Genomic DNA, 15,141 nt, shown 5'->3' with positions numbered 1-15,141 from the left:
TTGCCTCCCCACCCGAGGCAAAGCGCGAGACAGGCCCCCCTTGCCTCCCCACCCGAGGCAAAGCGCGAGACAGGCCCCCCTTGCCTCCCCACCCGAGGCAAAGCGCGAGACAGGCCCGCCTCACCTCGCCCCGACACCGAGCACGACGCCCTCCTGCTGTGCTTCCCCACAGGACGCAGCTGCCTCTGCATCCTGAGGGGGTGCAAAGCGTAGTCGTCGTCAGGCGTTCCCGGCGGACCTCCAACCGCCGCGCACGCCTCCCCGGTCAGCCCGTGCGGCCCGTGCGGCTCCTCCCAGTCAGCAGGTGCGCCTCCTCCGAGTCAGCCCGTGGGGCCCTCCGGGTCAGCAGGTGCGGCTCCTGCGGGTCAACCCGTGCGGCCCCCGGTGACGCGGTGCGCGTCGAAGACGCCGTCGACGCGCTGCACGGCTCGCACGACGTGACCGAGGTGCCCCGGGTCGCCCATCTCGAAGGTGAAGTGCAGCTTGGCGACGCGGTCGCGCGACGTCGTGACGGCGGCCGAGAGGATGTTGACGCCGTTGTCGGAGATGACCCGGGTCACGTCGGACAGCAGGCGTGAGCGGTCGAGCGCCTCGACCTGCAGCTGGACGAGGAACATGCTGCCCGAGGTGGGCGCCCACTCGACCTCGATGATCTTCTCGGGCTGCGACAGCAGCGAGGCGCCGTTGGTGCAGTCGCGCCGGTGCACGGACACCCCGTTGCCGCGGGTCACGAACCCGAGGATCTCGTCGCCCGGGACGGGGGTGCAGCAGCGGGCCAGCTTGACCCAGACGTCGGCCATCCCCTTGACGACGACGCCGGGGTCCCCCGACCGCCGCGAGGTGGGCCGTCGGTTCGTGACGGGCGTGGCGGCCTCGGCGATGTCCTCGCTCGCGCCCTCCTCGCCGCCGACGGACGCGACGAGCCGCGAGACGACGTGCTGCGCGGAGACGTGGCCCTCGCCGATCGCCGCGTACAGCGCCTCGATTCCGGGGATCCGCAGCTCCTCGGCGACACCGGTGAGCGACTCGAGCGAGGTGAGCCGCTGCAGCGGGAGCCCCTGCTTGCGCATGACCTTGGCGAGGGAGTCCTTGCCCGCCTCGATCATCTCCTCGCGGCGTTCCTTGGTGAACCAGTGCCGGATCTTGTTCTTCGCGCGGGCCGAGCGCACGAAGGACAGCCAGTCGCGCGAGGGCCCCGCGGAGTCGGCCTTGGAGGTCAGCACCTCGACGACGTCGCCGTTGTCGAGGCGGCTCTCGAGCGGCACGAGGCGGCCGTTGACGCGGGCGCCGATGCAGTGGTGCCCGACCTCGGTGTGCACCGCGTAGGCGAAGTCGACGGGGGTCGACCCGGCGGGCAGGCCGACGAGCTGGCCCTTCGGCGTGAAGACGTAGACCTCGCTGGCGGTGATCTCGAAGCGCAGCGACTCGAGGAACTCGCCGGGGTCGGCGGTCTCCTTCTGCCAGTCGAGGAGCTGGCGCAGCCACGCCATGTCGTTGACCGGCCCGGTCTGGCCGTCGCGCGCCTGCACACCCCCGGGCGGGCCGCCCTTGGCCCCAGGCTCCTCCTTGTACTTCCAGTGCGCGGCGACGCCGTACTCGGCGCGGCGGTGCATCGTGTGCGTGCGGATCTGGATCTCGACCGGCTTGCCGCTGGGCCCGATGACCGTCGTGTGCAGCGACTGGTACATGTTGAACTTCGGCATCGCGATGTAGTCCTTGAACCGCCCCGGCACCGGGTTCCACCGCGCGTGGAGCGCGCCCAGAGCGGCGTAGCAGTCGCGCACGGTCTCGACGAGGACGCGCACGGCGACGAGGTCGTAGATCTGCTCGAAGTCGCGGCCGCCCACGATCATCTTCTGGTACACCGAGTAGTAGTGCTTCGGGCGCCCCGTGACCGTGGCCTTGATCTTCGCGGCGCGCAGGTCGGAGTCGACCTCCTTGCGCACCTCGCCGAGGTACTCCTCACGCGCCGGGGCGCGCTCGGCGACGAGCCGGACGATCTCGTCGTAGACCTTGGGGTAGAGCGCCTGGAAGGAGAGGTCCTCGAGCTCCCACTTGATGGTGTTCATGCCGAGGCGGTGGGCCAGCGGCGCGTAGATCTCGAGGGTCTCCTTGGCCTTGCGCTGGGCGCTCTCCTGCGACACGTACCGCCACGTGCGGGCGTTGTGGAGCCGGTCGGCGAGCTTGATGACGAGGACGCGGATGTCGCGCGCCATCGCCACGACCATCTTGCGCACCGTCTCGGCCTGGGCGGCCTGCCCGTAGGTGACCTTGTCGAGCTTGGTGACGCCGTCGACGAGCATCGCGATCTCGTCACCGAAGTCGCGGCGCAGCGCCTCGAGGCTGTAGGCGGTGTCCTCGACGGTGTCGTGGAGGAGGGCCGCGGCGAGGGTGGTCGGCGTCATGCCGAGCTCGGCGAGGATCGTCGTGACCGCGAGGGGGTGGGTGATGTAGTCGTCGCCCGAGCGGCGCTTCTGCCCCTCGTGGGCCCGCTCGGCGACGGCGTACGCACGCTCGATGATGCCGACGTCGGCCTTCGGGTGGGTGCTGCGCACGACCTGGAGCAGCGGCTCGAGGACGGGGTTCTCCGGCACCCGGTTGCGCCCGACGAGGGCGAGGGCCGCCCGAGCGCGGGCCCGCGACGACACCCCGGCGCCGGTGGCACCGGAGGGCGCTGTCGTCGTGTCCTCCGCCATGGCCGGAGTCTAGTCGTGGGTCAGTCGACGACGTGGAGCGAGCCCACCGTGCGGCCCGCGAGGCGCTCGCGCCCGCCGAGGAAGGCGAGCTCGACGACGCACTCGAAGGCGACGACGTCACCGCCCACCCGCTCGAGGAGGTCCCACGCGGCGACGGCGGTGCCCCCGGTGGCGAGGACGTCGTCGACGAGGAGCACGCGCTCGCCGCCCACGAAGGCGTCGGCGTGGACCTCGATCTCCGCGGAGCCGTACTCGAGCTCGTAGGAGACCGACACGGTCTCGCCGGGCAGCTTGCCCGCCTTGCGGACCGGGACGAACCCGACACCCATCGCGTGGGCGAGGGCCGCCCCGACGACGAACCCGCGCGCCTCCACCCCGGCGACGAGGTCGACCGCGTCGCGGTGGCGCGCGGCCAGGGCCTCGACGACGGCACCGAAGGCCCGCGGGTCGGCGAGGAGCGGGGTGACGTCCTTGAAGACGACGCCCGGCGAGGGGAAGTCCGGCACGTCGCGCAGGCTCGCCGCGACGAGGTCGGAGAGGGTGTCGCGGGCGGGACCGGCGTCGGGTCCCGCGGCGCGGCCGGCGTCGGGCGTCATCAGGTCAGCGCTTGGACTTCGGCGTGCGACGCGGCTGGTTGCGCGGCCCGGACTGGGCGTACTTGTGGACCGCCCGGCCGGTGAGGGTCGAGGAGTCGCCCTCCGCGGCCGCCGGTGCACCGACGCCCACCGGCACGTCATCGCCCTCGGCACCGGCCCGCGGGCCCGCCGACTCGACGGCGGCGTCCTTGGCCCTGCGGGCCTGGTGCCGCTGCGCGCGCTTCTCGAGGTCGACGACGGCCGGCTCGTTGCGGCGCAGCGAGACGAGGATCGGGGTCGCGATGAAGATCGAGGAGTAGGCGCCGATGATGATGCCGACGAAGAGGACGAGGGAGAGGTCGAGGAGCACGCCCGGTCCGAGGAACAGCGCGCCGACGACGAGGACCGCCGCGATGGGCAGCACGCCGATGACGGTGGTGTTGATCGAGCGGACCATCGTCTGGTTGACGGCGAGGTTCGCTGCCTGGGCGAACGTCATCCGGCCGTTGGCGAACGCCTCCGTCGTGTTCTCGCGCACCTTGTCGAAGACGACGACGGTGTCGTAGAGCGAGTAGCCGAGCACGGTGAGGAAGCCGATCATCGTCGCCGGCGAGACCTCGAAGCCCGAGAGCGCGTAGATGCCGACGGTGATGACCATGTCGTGCACGGTCGCGATGAGGGCGGCGGCTGCCATCTTCCAGTTGCGGAAGTAGATGCTGAGGACGAGCGCCACCGCGAGGACGAAGATGACGAGGGCGCGCAGCGCCTGCGAGCTCACCGACTGCCCCCACGACGGGCCGATGAAGGTGCCGCTCACGTTCTGCTCCGGCACCCCGAAGGCGGTCGCGAGCGACTGGCGGACGTCCTGGCTGTCGGCCTCGGAGAGCCGCTCGGTCTGGACGCGGACGGTGTCGTTGCCGACGAGGGTGACGTTGACGCCGCGCTGGTCCTCGGCGGCGCCCACGGCGTCACGAGCGGTCTGCTCGTAGTCGGCGGGCGTGGAGGTGGTGGCGACGCGGAACTCCGAGCCCCCGCGGAACTCGAGACCGAGGTTGAGCCCGTTGAGGACGAGCCCGAGCGCCGCGACGACGATCAGCGCGGCGGAGGCGAGGTAGAAGCGGCGGCGCTTCGCGACGACCGGGACCGAGCGGGCCCCGGTGTAGAGGTCGTTGCCCAGGGCGGCGAAGGAGAAGCTCATGCCGCACCTCCCTTCCCGGCGGTCGCCGGTTCAGCCGTGGTGGTCGCCGCGCCCGGGGCCGTGCTGAACCGGCCGCGCCCGACGTACCGGGTCGCCTTCGCCACACCGAGCCGGCGCGGGTCGAGGCCGGACCAGGAGTGTCCGTCGCGGAAGAACCGCAGCCGCGCGAGCAGGGTGAGCATGGGGTGGGTGAACCAGAAGACGATGAGCAGGTCGATGAGCGTCGTGAGGCCGAGCGTGAACGCGAAGCCGCGGACGCTCGAGCTCGCGAGGACGTAGAGCACGATCGCCGCGAGGAAGTTGACGCCGTCGGCGATGAGGATGGTGCGCTTCGCGCGGTCCCACCCGGTCTGGACGGCGGCCTCCAGGGAGCGTCCGTCGCGCAGCTCGTCCCGGACTCGTTCGAAGTAGACGATGAACGAGTCGGCGGTGAAGCCGATCGCGACGATGAGGCCGGTGACGCCCGCCATGTCGAGGCGGTAGTTGTGCGACCAGCCGAGGATCGTGATCGTCAGGAACGTCAGCGCGGCGGCCGCGACGATCGAGGTCACGGTCACGACGGCCAGCACGCGGTACTGGACGACCGAGTACACGACGACGAGCCCGAGACCGACGAGGCCGGCGATGAGGCCGTAGCGCAGCTGCTCGCTGCCGAGGGTGGGGCTGATGTCGATGCTCGTCTGCTCGACGAAGGACAGCGGCAGCGCGCCGAACTTCAGCTGGTCGGACAGGGCCCGTGCGTCGGCGAGGGTGAAGCCACCGGTGATGCTGGCCCGCCCGTCGAGGATTGCCTCGTTGAACCGCGGTGCGACGATGACGCGCGAGTCGAGCGTGGCGGCGAGCTGGTTCTGCGGCTCCTGGAGGGCCACCATCTCGCGGCTGATGTCGGCGTACTGCCGGGCGCCCTCGGAGTTGAGGCTGAGCGCGATCTCGACCTCGCTCGTCAGGGCACCCTGCTGGTTGGTGCGGTAGCCGGCGGTGGCGTCGCTGATCTTGTCACCGGAGACGGCGACCGGCCCGAGGATGTACTTCGCCGAGCCGTCGTCCTGACAGGTGACGAGCGGCTTGGCGGGGTCGTCGACGATCGCGTCGAGGGCAGCGGTGTCCGAGCAGTCGAGCTCCTCGAACTGGGCCGAGAGCTCGGGCGTGACCCAGGCGAGGTCGGTGGGGCTGCGCGGGGCGGTTCCGTCACCGGAGGCCGAGGGGCTGGGGGACGGCGCGGGCGCGGAGGGGCTGGCGCTGGGTGACGGGCTGGCGGTGCCGGTGGGCGTCGGGGTCGTCGCGAGGGCCTGCGGCACGGCGCTGTTGCTCGTCGGGGAGGCCGAGGGCTGGGCGCTGCTCGCGGTCGTCGGCGTGGCCGAGGGGGACGCGCTGCCCGAGGGCGAGGGGCTCGCCGAGCCGGTCGGGCTGGGGCTGGCGGTCGGCTGGGGCGTCCCGGCCGCGATCGCGAGGACCGGGCGGAACTGGAGCTGGCTGCTGCGGGAGATCGCGTCGCGGACCTCCTGCGTCGGGATCTCCGGGATGCTCACGACGATGTTGCGGTCACCCTGCGTCGTGACCTCGGCGCCCGACACGCCGCCGGCGTCGACGCGCTGGACGATGATGTCGCGGGCCTGGTTGAGCTGCTCGGCGGAGACGGTCTGGCCGGCCGTCGTCTTCGGCTCGAGGATGATCTGGGTGCCGCCCTCGAGGTCGAGGCCGAGCTTGGGGGTCTTCTGCCCGTCGGACCAGATGTTGGCGCCGGCGAGGAGGCCGCCGAGGGCGACGGCCAGCGCGAGGATCGCGAGCAGGCCGCGCCGGGCGACGACCTTGGGTGCGGTGGGCGCCATGGTCAGGCCACCTCGGAGGCGCGCATGCCGATGGCGCGGCGGTCCCAGCGCAGCTGGACCCCGTTGCCGGCGTCGAGGGTCACCGACGAGTCGTCGAGCGCGACGATCGTGCCGTAGAGGCCGGACGTCGTGACCACCTCCTCCCCGACCGCGAGGGAGGCCTGCATGGCCTGGATCTGCTGGGCCCGCCGCCGCTGGGTGAACATCATGAACACCAGGAGCAGGAACGGGAGCGCCAGGATGAGCAGGTAGCCGAGGCCGGAGCCGCTGCCGGAGAACATGGGTGAGTCGGTCCTTCGGGTCTGGGGTGCCCGCGATCGGCAGGCAGTGGTTCGGCCCGGACGCGCCGGGCCGAGAGTGCAGTCTAGGCGAGTCGTTCCGGGGTGACCAACGAAGCGTGCGCGCGTGGCGTGCCCGGGGTGCCCGGTCGTGCGCGCGGCGTCAGCCGGAGAAGCGGCCCGGCCTCCCCGTGTCGTCGCCCTCGTCGGGCCCGAGGGGCAGTGCCTCCTGGAGCGGGGCCGTGCGCGGGGGCTCGATGCCGAGGTGGCGCCACGCCCGCGGGGCCGCCGCCCGCCCGCGCGGGGTGCGGACGATGAAGCCCTCGCGGACGAGGTAGGGCTCGGCCACGGTCTCGACGGTGTCGGACTCCTCCCCCACGGCGACGGCCAGCGTGGACAGACCCACCGGTCCCCCGCCGAAGCGGCGGCACAGGGCCTCGAGGACGGCGCGGTCGAGGCGGTCGAGGCCGGCGTCGTCGACGTCGAAGAGGGCGAGGGCCTCCATCGCCGCCCGGTGGTCGACGTGCCCGTCGCCGTGGACCTGCGCCCAGTCGCGGACCCGGCGCAGCAGGCGGTTCGCGATGCGGGGGGTGCCGCGGGAGCGGCCGGCGATCTCCACGATGCCCGGCTCGTCGGCCTCGACACCGAGCAGGCCGGCCGAGCGGTGCAGGATCGTCACGAGGTCGGCGGTGTCGTAGTAGTCGAGGTGCCCGGTGAACCCGAACCGGTCGCGCAGCGGCGCCGGCAGCAGCCCGGCCCGCGTCGTGGCACCCACGACGGTGAACGGCGGCAGCTCGAGCGGGATGGCGGTGGCGCCCGGCCCCTTGCCGACGACCACGTCGACCCGGAAGTCCTCCATGGCGAGGTAGAGCATCTCCTCGGCCGAGCGGGACATGCGGTGGATCTCGTCGAGGAAGAGCACCTCACCCTCGTCGAGGCTGGACAGGACGGCGGCGAGGTCCCCGGCGTGCTGGATGGCGGGTCCGCTCGTGACCCGGATGGGGCGCTCGAGCTCGGCGGCGACGATCATCGCCAGCGTCGTCTTGCCCAGGCCGGGCGGACCGGAGAGCAGGACGTGGTCGGGTGGGCTGCCGCGCCGGCGAGCGGCCTCGAGGACGAGGCCCAGCTGGTCGCGAACCCGCGGCTGACCGGGGAACTCGGCGAGCCGGCGGGGGCGCAGGGCGGCCTCGACGACCCGCTCGTCGTCGCTGCCCCCGGCGTCGACGACCCGGGCGGTCGCCTCGAACGACCCGTCGTCCTGGCGGTCGTCGGCCTCGTGGACCTCGCTCCCCCAGCCCCGGGCCGCGCTCACGGGCGCAGCTCCCGCAGGGCGAGGCGCAGCAGGGCGGCGATCTCGGCGTCGGCGGGCGCCTGCGCGGCGACCTTCTCGACCGCGTCGCCGGCCTGCTTCGCCGACCAGCCGAGGCCGACGAGGGCCTCCTGCACCTGCCCGCGCCACGGCTCGCTGCCGGGCGTGGGCGCGGGCTGGGTACCCCCGGGCGGGCCCGCACCGCGGACGGCGCCGACCTTGTCGCGCAGCTCGAGGACGAGGCGCTGGGCCGACTTGGCCCCGATACCGGGGATCGTCGTCAGCGCCTTGGCGTCCCCGCTGGAGAGGGCGGCCGCGAGCTGGTCGGGGCCCATGACCGACAGCATCGCCAGGGCGAGCCGCGGACCGACGCCCGACACGGTCTGGACCGTCTCGAACATGTCGCGGTCGGCGGCCGCGCCGAAGCCGTAGAGGGTGAGGGAGTCCTCGCGCACGACGAGGGTCGTGGCGAGCGAGGCCTCGCTCCCCCGGTGGCACGACGCCGCGGTGGCCGGGGTCGTGTGGACGAGCATCCCGACGCCCCCGACCTCGACGACGACGTGGTCGAGCCCGACGTGGGTGACGCGGCCGCGCAGCGAGGCGATCACGCGCGGGCCTGCTTCGCGAGGGCCTCGAGGCGCGCCGTCTGGGCGCCACGCCAGGCGTGGCAGATGGCGAGGGCGAGGGCGTCGGCGGCGTCGGCCGGACGGGGGGCGACCTCGAGCCCGAGGATGCGCGTGACCATCGCGGTCACCTGCGCCTTGTCGGCGCGGCCGGAGCCGGTGACCGCGGCCTTGACCTCGGTCGGCGTGTGGAACACGACGGGGATGCCCCGCTTGGTCGCCGTGAGGAGCGCGACGGCCGTGGCGTGCGCAGTGCTCATGACGTTGGTGACGTTGGAGTCGGCGAAGACCCGCTCGACCGCGACGACGTCGGGCGCGTACCGCGCGAGCCAGCCGTCGACCTCGCGCTCGAGGTACACGAGCCGCTCCCCCGCCTCCCCGTCGCTGGGGGTCCGCACGACGCCGACGGCGACCATCCGGGCCCGGCCCAACCGCCCGTCGACGACGCCGAGGCCGCAGCGGGTGAGGCCGGGGTCGACACCGAGCACGCGCACGAGCTGACCTTCCGTCGGGGCACGCCCGGCGGTGCGGGCGTTAGAACACCTGTTCGGCAGCAACGCTACACAGGTGGCGCGACCCCACCGCGCAGCAACACGCGGGCGCGGTCGTCCTCAGGGACGGGCGAGGAGGAGGTAGCGCTCGTCCTCGACCGAGCGCCCCCACAGCGCGGGGTCCGGCAGGGGCCGGACCTCGACCTCGGAACACACCTGCGAGACGATCTCGGCGCACCGCTGCGCCGTCAGACCCGCACCCGTGGCCCAGCTCCCCTCGACGAGGACGAGCCGCCCTCCCGGGCGCAGCGCGGACACCCAGCGGCGCAGGACCTCGACGGGCTGGGGCAGGGCCCACAGGACGTGGCGGCACAGGACGACGTCGACCGACGCCGTCGCCAGCCCCGGGTCGGCGGCGTCACCGAGGCGGACCGCGGCCGTCGAGCCGGCCAGCTTGGCCCGGGCGAGGTCGACCATCGCCGGGGAGAGGTCGACCGCGTCGACCTCGTACCCCTCGTCGGCGAGGAGGAGGGCGAGGGTCCCCGTCCCGCAGCCGAGGTCGGCGACGTCGGCGGGGGCGGGGGGAAGGACGCCGAGGAGGAGCGCCCGCCACGCGGCGCGGACGCCGGGGTCACGCAGGCCGTGGTCGGGCGCCTCGTCGAACGAGGGGGCCTCGGCGTCCCAGAGGGCGACGACGTCGGAGGTCACTCCGCGTCGAGCTCGGCGAGGACGTCGTCGGGGATGTCGCCGTTGGCGAAGACGTCCTGGACGTCGTCGCTGTCCTCGAGGGCCTCGATGACGCGGATCATCTTCTTGGCGCCGTCGAGGTCGAGGGGGACCTGGAGGTTCGGGACCCACGACGCCTCGGCCGAGTCGTAGTCGACCCCGGCGTCCTGGAGGGCGGTGCGGACGGCGACGAAGTCGGTGGCCTCGGAGACGATCTCCCAGGTGTCACCGTTGTCGTTGACCTCCTCGGCGCCGGCGTCGAGGACGATCTCCAGCAGGTCGTCCTCGGACTTCTCGCCCTTGGGCACGATGACGACGCCCTTGCGGTCGAAGACGTACGAGACCGAGCCGGGGTCGGCGAGCTGGCCACCGTTGCGCGAGAGGGCGGTGCGCACCTCGGCGGCCGCACGGTTGCGGTTGTCGGTGAGGCACTCGATGAGGACCGCCACGCCGCCGGGCGCGTAGCCCTCGTAGGTGATGGTCTCCCAGTCGGACCCGCCGGCGGTCGCGCCGGAGCCGCGCTTGACCGCGTTGTCGATGTTGTTGTTGGGGACCGAGGACTTCTTCGCCTTCTGGATGGCGTCGTAGAGCGTGGGGTTGCCCGCGGGGTCGCCGCCGCCCTGGCGCGCGGCCACCTCGATGTTCTTGATGAGCTTGGCGAACAGCTTGCCGCGCTTGGCGTCGATCGCCGCCTTCTTGTGCTTGGTGGTCGCCCACTTGGAGTGGCCGCTCATGAACGCTCCCTCTGGCTGTGCCTCACGATGTCGACGAACAGGCGGTGGAACCGGTGGTCACCCGTCACCTCCGGGTGGAAGGAGGTGACCAGCAGGTTCCCCTGTCGCGCGGCGACGATCCTACCGGCGGCCGGTCCGTGCTCGACACGCGCCAGCACCTGCACGGCCTCCCCCGCCTCCTCGACCCAGGGCGCCCGGATGAAGACCGCGCGCACCGGCTCGCCGCCGAGCTCGCGGATGTGGAGGTCCTCCTCGAAGGAGTCGACCTGCCGTCCGAAGGCGTTGCGCCGCACCGTCATGTCGACCCCGCCGAGGGTCTGCTGGTCGGGCCGGCCGTCGGCGATGCGGTCGGCGAGGAGGATCATCCCGGCGCACGAGCCGTAGACCGGCAGGCCGCCCGCGATGCGCTCGCGGATCGGCTCCTGGAGCCCGAAGGCGCGCAGCAGCTTGTCGATCGTCGTGGACTCCCCGCCGGGCAGGACGAGGCCGTCGACCGCGGCGACCTCGGCGGGGCGCCGGACCGTGATCGCGTGGGCCCCCGACGCCTCGAGCGCGACGACGTGCTCACGGACGTCGCCCTGGACGGCGAGGACTCCGACGACTGGCTGCTGGTCCACGACGCAGGATCGTACGGACGCCGCCCGCGGCACGCGACGACGCCCGTGCCGACAGAGGTGGTGGTCGTCGGCACGGGCGTCTCGCCCCGGCTCGTCAGGTGGGTCGGGTGACCGGCGTTCCCATGCGTCCGGTCACCACAGCCACACGTCGTCGAGCCACAGGGTGGCACCGGCTGGCAGGGTTGCCGGTGCCCGTGCCGTGAGCACGACGCGGGAGGCGCCGGCAGGGACGGTCACCGTCCCGCTGATCTTGCTCACGGCGCCGTCGATCTTGCTGACGGACTCGTCGATCTTGCTGACGGACTCGTCGATCTTGCTGACGACGAGGTCGACCGAGGCGATCTTCGACACGACCTTCCCGGTGCCGTCGAGGAAGGTGGCCGACAGCCCGGGGACCCCGTTCGCCGCCGACATCGCGACCGCGTACGTCTGGCCCGCCGCGACCTCGACCGGTCCGCTGGCCCAGCTCCCGGGCGTGAGGCCACCGGTGAGGCCGACCGCGTCGGTCCCGTCGGTCGCGTAGGCGCCCGACGTGTCGTACGTGGTCCCACCGGACGCGGTCCAGCCGTCCGGGGCGGTCCCGGCCGAAGAGACCTCGTACGAACCGTTCTCGACCCGGTTGCCCTTGACCGTGACCGTCCGGGTCAGCGTGTTGTCGGTCTCGCTCGACTCGGCGACGGTGTTGCCGGGGTCGACGACGGCCTTGAGGGTGCGGTCCCCCTTGACGGCCCTGGTGTCCCAGACCTTCGTCACCGTCGTCGTGGCGCCGGCGGCGAGGTTCACCGGAGCCGTCGTGCCGAGCGAGGTCGTGCCGTCGAAGAGCTCGACGGTGACCCCGGAGGCCGCCGCGGTGCCCGTGTTGGCGACCGCCACCGACACGGTGGTCTGCTTCCGCTCCGGCTGCGCGGCCGTGAGGGTCGTCGGCTTCAGGTTCGGCTTCGCGGCGGGGCGTCCGTCGCCCTGGGGGTTGACCGTGAAGTAGAAGACCTGGCCGGCCTCGACGAGCTTCGGCGCCGAGGTGTTGGCCGCGGTCTGCGGCACGCCCCGGGCGGCGAGCGCCGCGTTGCGGGCGGCGTACTCGGCGTGGAGGTAGTCACCCTTGCGGAACAGCTCGCCGGCCTGGGTGCGCCACTGCTTCATCCGTCCGAAGTCGGACGTCCAGCCCGAGGAGGGGGTGGTCCGGCCCTCGGCTGCCTCGTCGGCGAGCCGCTGGCGCAGCGCGTCCTGGGCACCGATGAGGTACTCCGCGGTGTGCCCGCGCTGGAGCTGGTCCTGGTCCTCCACCTCGTAGGGGCGGTACGACATCGCGTACGTCGTCGGCGCGGCCGACACGTCGTACATCCAGCCCAGGCCCTGCCAGTAGCACTCCCACTGACCGGCCTGCGGGTGCCCGGCGGGGCAGCGGTCGACACCGTAGGAGCCGTCGTGCGGGTGGCTGAGGCCCAGGTTGTGCGCGGCCTCGTGCTCGATGGTGTAGCTGAACCCGCCGCCGCTGTCCTGGGTCGGGAGCGAGGCGTCGGTCATCGAACGCTTCGAGCCGGGGGCGTCGCCGGGCTGGACGCCCGGGTAGTGCGAGTCGCTGGACTTGAAGCGGTCGTTGACGTTGTTCATGACGCCCCAGGCCTCGCCGTCGGAGGTGCCCACGGCGATGCCGCCGACGATGGCCGGGAGGGCCCAGGTGAGGGTCTTCTCGAAGACGACGTTGATCGCGGGGATCGTGTTGACGCCCTCGACGCGGTCGGCGATGCCGTCGGGGTTGGCGTCGATGAAGTCGCGGAACGACTCGTGCGACACCGCTCCGTCATAGCCGGGGCCGAGGCCGGAACCGGTGGCCTTCGCCTTCTCGAGGGCCTCCTGGACCGCCGTGAGGTCGACCGTCTTGTCGCCGTAGGTGACGTGCTCGTGGTCCCCGTCGTGCAGCGGCTCCGGGACGAGCTTGGTGTCGTCGGAGGTCTGCACGTGGTGCGAGGGCGAGGGCAGGTCCTCGTACTTCGGCGAGGTGTCGAGCACCTCTCCCGTCGGCTGGTTGTTCGTCGGGTCGTAGAGCGGGATCGTCTCGTTCTTGCGACCGACCCAGCGGGCGTACGGGGTCGCCGAGGACAGCCAGCGCAGGGTGTCGTCCTGCTGGGTGCCGCCGCTGACGTCGCCGATCTTGTAGAGCTTGTCCATGTCGGTCCACCAGGTGCCGTAGTAGGGGGCGTTGGTGAGCTGACCGTTGACCCACTGCGGTCGCGAGTAGAAGTCGGTCCAGTTCGACACGGCGAGCCAGTAGGTGTCGCCCCGCGGGATCGGCCGGTAGAGGAAGCCGGCGGTCGAGCGGAAGAAGAGCCCGTAGGCGACGTCGCGGGCGAGGCGCGGCATCATCCGGCAGGGGGTGTTGTTGTTGTACGGCAGGTCCATCCCGGCGACCGGCGTGCCGTCGGTCTTGCAGGTGTCACCGGACTGGCGCCACAGCGGGTCGGAGGCGTACTGCCACACCGGCGGGTCGCCGTGCGGGTAGTCGCTGGACATGCCCAGCCCGCGTCCGGCCCAGGTCGCGGACTCGAAGTCGTTGGGCGCGGCGCCGAGGTCGACGAAGTGGAACCGGTAGCGGCCACCCCAGGTGCGGGCGTAGTCGATGCCGTCCCAGTCCCCGGTGTCCGGGTCGGTGATCCGCCACGAGCCGCCGTCCTCGACGGCCTTCGGCACGATGGCGCCGTCGATGACCTTGTCGGTGCCGTACGTGTGGTACGCGTTCGGGCGGAAGTAGTCCTTGGCGTACTCGGGCGTGAAGGTGTCGAGGAAGAAGTACGACGAGCCCTGGTTCGGGCCCTGCGGCATCCGGTCGAGGTTCAACCCGTTCTTGTCGTAGTACGGGTCGTGGTAGGCGCCCTTGTCGGGGTTGACGACCGAGGGGTTGCTGCAGGCGCCGGTCTCGAGGTTCGTGAAGGCGCACTCCCACCGGGCGTCGTAGCGGGTCTGGAAGATCCAGTCCTCCACCGCGTAGGCGTCGACGAGGTCGGTCTTGGACGGGTCGGTGACCTTGTACGACGCGTCGCCGCCCTTGGCGAGGACCCGGTGCTGGCCGAACGCGGCGTCGTACTTCACCTGGTTGGCGGTCCGCGTGCTGCCCGCCCCGGCGTGGTAGGTCTGGCCCTGCGCCGTGGCGTCCTCCGCCACCTGGAAGAGGGCCTTGGCGTACTCGTCGGAGGCCGCCAGCACGTTGACCTTGTAGTTGTAGGTGATCCCCTGGAAGTACGGGTCGCCGTCGAAGTGGTCCTTGTTCCAGTTGAGCAGACCCGCCCCCACCTGCGTCGTCTCCCCGGACGCGGAGGTCTTCGTCGCGACGGTGGGGCGGTACTTGTCCGGCGTCCACTCCTTGAGCTCGGCCACCTCGGCGGGCGTCGGCTTGCGCCCGACGAAGACGACGTTGAGCGGGTAGTCGACGACGAGCTCGTCCTCGACGGCCTTGCGGCTCTCCGGGTACTTCATCCCCGTCGGGACGGCGGTGCCCTTCAGGGTCGCGGTGCCCGTGTAGGACGACCCGGCGGTGGTGTAGGGCACGACGCGCACGGTGTACCGCCCGGGCTCGAGGGTGCCGAGGTCGACCTTCTCGCTCGTCGTGGCACCCGCGGCGCTGGACCCGATCTGCCGACCCGACGCGTCGTCGACGTACAGGTCGTAGTCCTCGGAGGACGAGGCCCAGGCGATGGCGATCTCGACGCCACCGTCGTGCGAGTCCCAGTAGCCGTCGGGGATCTCGAGGGTGACGGCGTGGGTGTCGCACGTCGTCGCCGTGCAGCTCTCGGGCGTGAGGACGGCGCCGGTGTACGGCCCGCCCGTCCAGCGGACGGTGCTCGTGTCGCCCTCGCCGGGGCGCAGGGTGCTCGTCGCCGGGGTCGAGGCGACGGCCGAGCCGCCGACGGCGAAGGCGCCGAGGACGACGGCGAGCGAGGAGAGGGCGACGGCCCTCGTGGTGATGGAACGCATGGGGATTCCTCCACTCCAGGGCGCGCGGGGGTGTGCGCGTCAGGGATAAGGAAACGCTGAGGCAGGGGGCCAGCGGACCTGTAGGAACTGCCTGTA

12 protein-coding genes are annotated in these 15,141 nt (G+C 72.3%); all 12 read right to left on the bottom strand.

The window, feature by feature from the left end; translation table 11 throughout:
* Positions 1 to 365: 365 nt before the first annotated feature.
* The 12 genes from ACK8HX_RS03870 to ACK8HX_RS03815 all read right to left on the bottom strand — a co-directional run bounded on the left by ACK8HX_RS03870 (position 366) and on the right by ACK8HX_RS03815 (position 15,045).
* Positions 366 to 2,696, bottom strand: a complete 2,331-nt coding sequence (locus tag ACK8HX_RS03870; protein ID WP_411939323.1) for a RelA/SpoT family protein — start codon at positions 2,694 to 2,696, stop codon at positions 366 to 368.
* A 20-nt stretch (positions 2,697 to 2,716) separates the two neighbouring features.
* On the bottom strand, positions 2,717 to 3,292 hold the full coding sequence (locus ACK8HX_RS03865) for an adenine phosphoribosyltransferase (protein ID WP_411939322.1): 576 nt from the start codon (positions 3,290 to 3,292) through the stop codon (positions 2,717 to 2,719).
* 4 nt (positions 3,293 to 3,296) lie between these two features.
* A complete protein-coding gene (gene secF / locus ACK8HX_RS03860; RefSeq protein ID WP_411939321.1) occupies positions 3,297 to 4,469 on the bottom strand; it encodes a protein translocase subunit SecF in 1,173 nt (390 codons plus the stop codon).
* Positions 4,466 to 6,298 carry a protein translocase subunit SecD gene (gene secD / locus ACK8HX_RS03855; protein WP_411939320.1) on the bottom strand — a complete coding sequence of 611 codons (1,833 nt, stop codon included), beginning with the start codon at positions 6,296 to 6,298 and terminating at the stop codon, positions 4,466 to 4,468. The genes secF and secD overlap by 4 nt, the downstream gene beginning before the upstream one ends.
* A 2-nt stretch (positions 6,299 to 6,300) precedes the next feature.
* Positions 6,301 to 6,579: a preprotein translocase subunit YajC gene (yajC, locus tag ACK8HX_RS03850; RefSeq protein ID WP_411939319.1), complete on the bottom strand. Its 279-nt coding sequence runs from the start codon at positions 6,577 to 6,579 to the stop codon at positions 6,301 to 6,303.
* A gap of 160 nt (positions 6,580 to 6,739) precedes the next feature.
* Entirely contained in the window at positions 6,740 to 7,888 is a 1,149-nt protein-coding gene (gene ruvB / locus ACK8HX_RS03845) for a Holliday junction branch migration DNA helicase RuvB (RefSeq protein ID WP_411939318.1), read from the bottom strand.
* Entirely contained in the window at positions 7,885 to 8,493 is a 609-nt protein-coding gene (gene ruvA / locus ACK8HX_RS03840; RefSeq protein ID WP_411939317.1) for a Holliday junction branch migration protein RuvA, read from the bottom strand. Before ruvA ends, ruvB begins: the two co-directional genes overlap by 4 nt.
* Complete coding sequence (gene ruvC, locus ACK8HX_RS03835; RefSeq protein ID WP_411939316.1) at positions 8,490 to 9,002, bottom strand: crossover junction endodeoxyribonuclease RuvC; 513 nt, start codon at positions 9,000 to 9,002, stop codon at positions 8,490 to 8,492. Before ruvC ends, ruvA begins: the two co-directional genes overlap by 4 nt.
* A gap of 117 nt (positions 9,003 to 9,119) precedes the next feature.
* On the bottom strand, positions 9,120 to 9,707 hold the full coding sequence (locus ACK8HX_RS03830) for a class I SAM-dependent methyltransferase (RefSeq protein ID WP_411939315.1): 588 nt from the start codon (positions 9,705 to 9,707) through the stop codon (positions 9,120 to 9,122).
* Positions 9,704 to 10,459: a YebC/PmpR family DNA-binding transcriptional regulator gene (locus ACK8HX_RS03825; RefSeq protein ID WP_411939314.1), complete on the bottom strand. Its 756-nt coding sequence runs from the start codon at positions 10,457 to 10,459 to the stop codon at positions 9,704 to 9,706. Before ACK8HX_RS03825 ends, ACK8HX_RS03830 begins: the two co-directional genes overlap by 4 nt.
* Positions 10,456 to 11,076 (bottom strand): pyridoxal 5'-phosphate synthase glutaminase subunit PdxT, encoded by a 621-nt coding sequence (gene pdxT / locus ACK8HX_RS03820; protein ID WP_411939313.1) that lies wholly within the window; start codon positions 11,074 to 11,076, stop codon positions 10,456 to 10,458. Before pdxT ends, ACK8HX_RS03825 begins: the two co-directional genes overlap by 4 nt.
* A gap of 132 nt (positions 11,077 to 11,208) precedes the next feature.
* Complete coding sequence (locus tag ACK8HX_RS03815) at positions 11,209 to 15,045, bottom strand: CARDB domain-containing protein (RefSeq protein ID WP_411939312.1); 3,837 nt, start codon at positions 15,043 to 15,045, stop codon at positions 11,209 to 11,211.
* Positions 15,046 to 15,141 lie beyond the last annotated feature (96 nt).

Source organism: Oryzobacter faecalis, from assembly GCF_046764005.1.
GTDB classification, from domain to species: Bacteria; Actinomycetota; Actinomycetes; order Actinomycetales; family Dermatophilaceae; genus Oryzobacter; species Oryzobacter faecalis.
The sequence above is the reverse complement of the archived record's forward strand: the minus strand, read 5'-3'. Positions and strand labels throughout refer to the sequence as shown.

Excerpts from the sequence above, each read along its gene's own strand:
- ACK8HX_RS03870 (WP_411939323.1), bottom strand. The coding sequence starts at position 2,696 with ATGGCGGAGGACACGACGACAGCGCCCTCCGGTGCCACCGGCGCCGGG.
- ACK8HX_RS03865 (WP_411939322.1), bottom strand. The coding sequence starts at position 3,292 with ATGACGCCCGACGCCGGCCGCGCCGCGGGACCCGACGCCGGTCCCGCC.
- secF (WP_411939321.1), bottom strand. The coding sequence starts at position 4,469 with ATGAGCTTCTCCTTCGCCGCCCTGGGCAACGACCTCTACACCGGGGCC.
- secD (WP_411939320.1), bottom strand. The coding sequence starts at position 6,298 with ATGGCGCCCACCGCACCCAAGGTCGTCGCCCGGCGCGGCCTGCTCGCG.
- yajC (WP_411939319.1), bottom strand. The coding sequence starts at position 6,579 with ATGTTCTCCGGCAGCGGCTCCGGCCTCGGCTACCTGCTCATCCTGGCG.
- ACK8HX_RS03825 (WP_411939314.1), bottom strand. The coding sequence starts at position 10,459 with ATGAGCGGCCACTCCAAGTGGGCGACCACCAAGCACAAGAAGGCGGCG.
- ACK8HX_RS03815 (WP_411939312.1), bottom strand. The coding sequence starts at position 15,045 with ATGCGTTCCATCACCACGAGGGCCGTCGCCCTCTCCTCGCTCGCCGTC.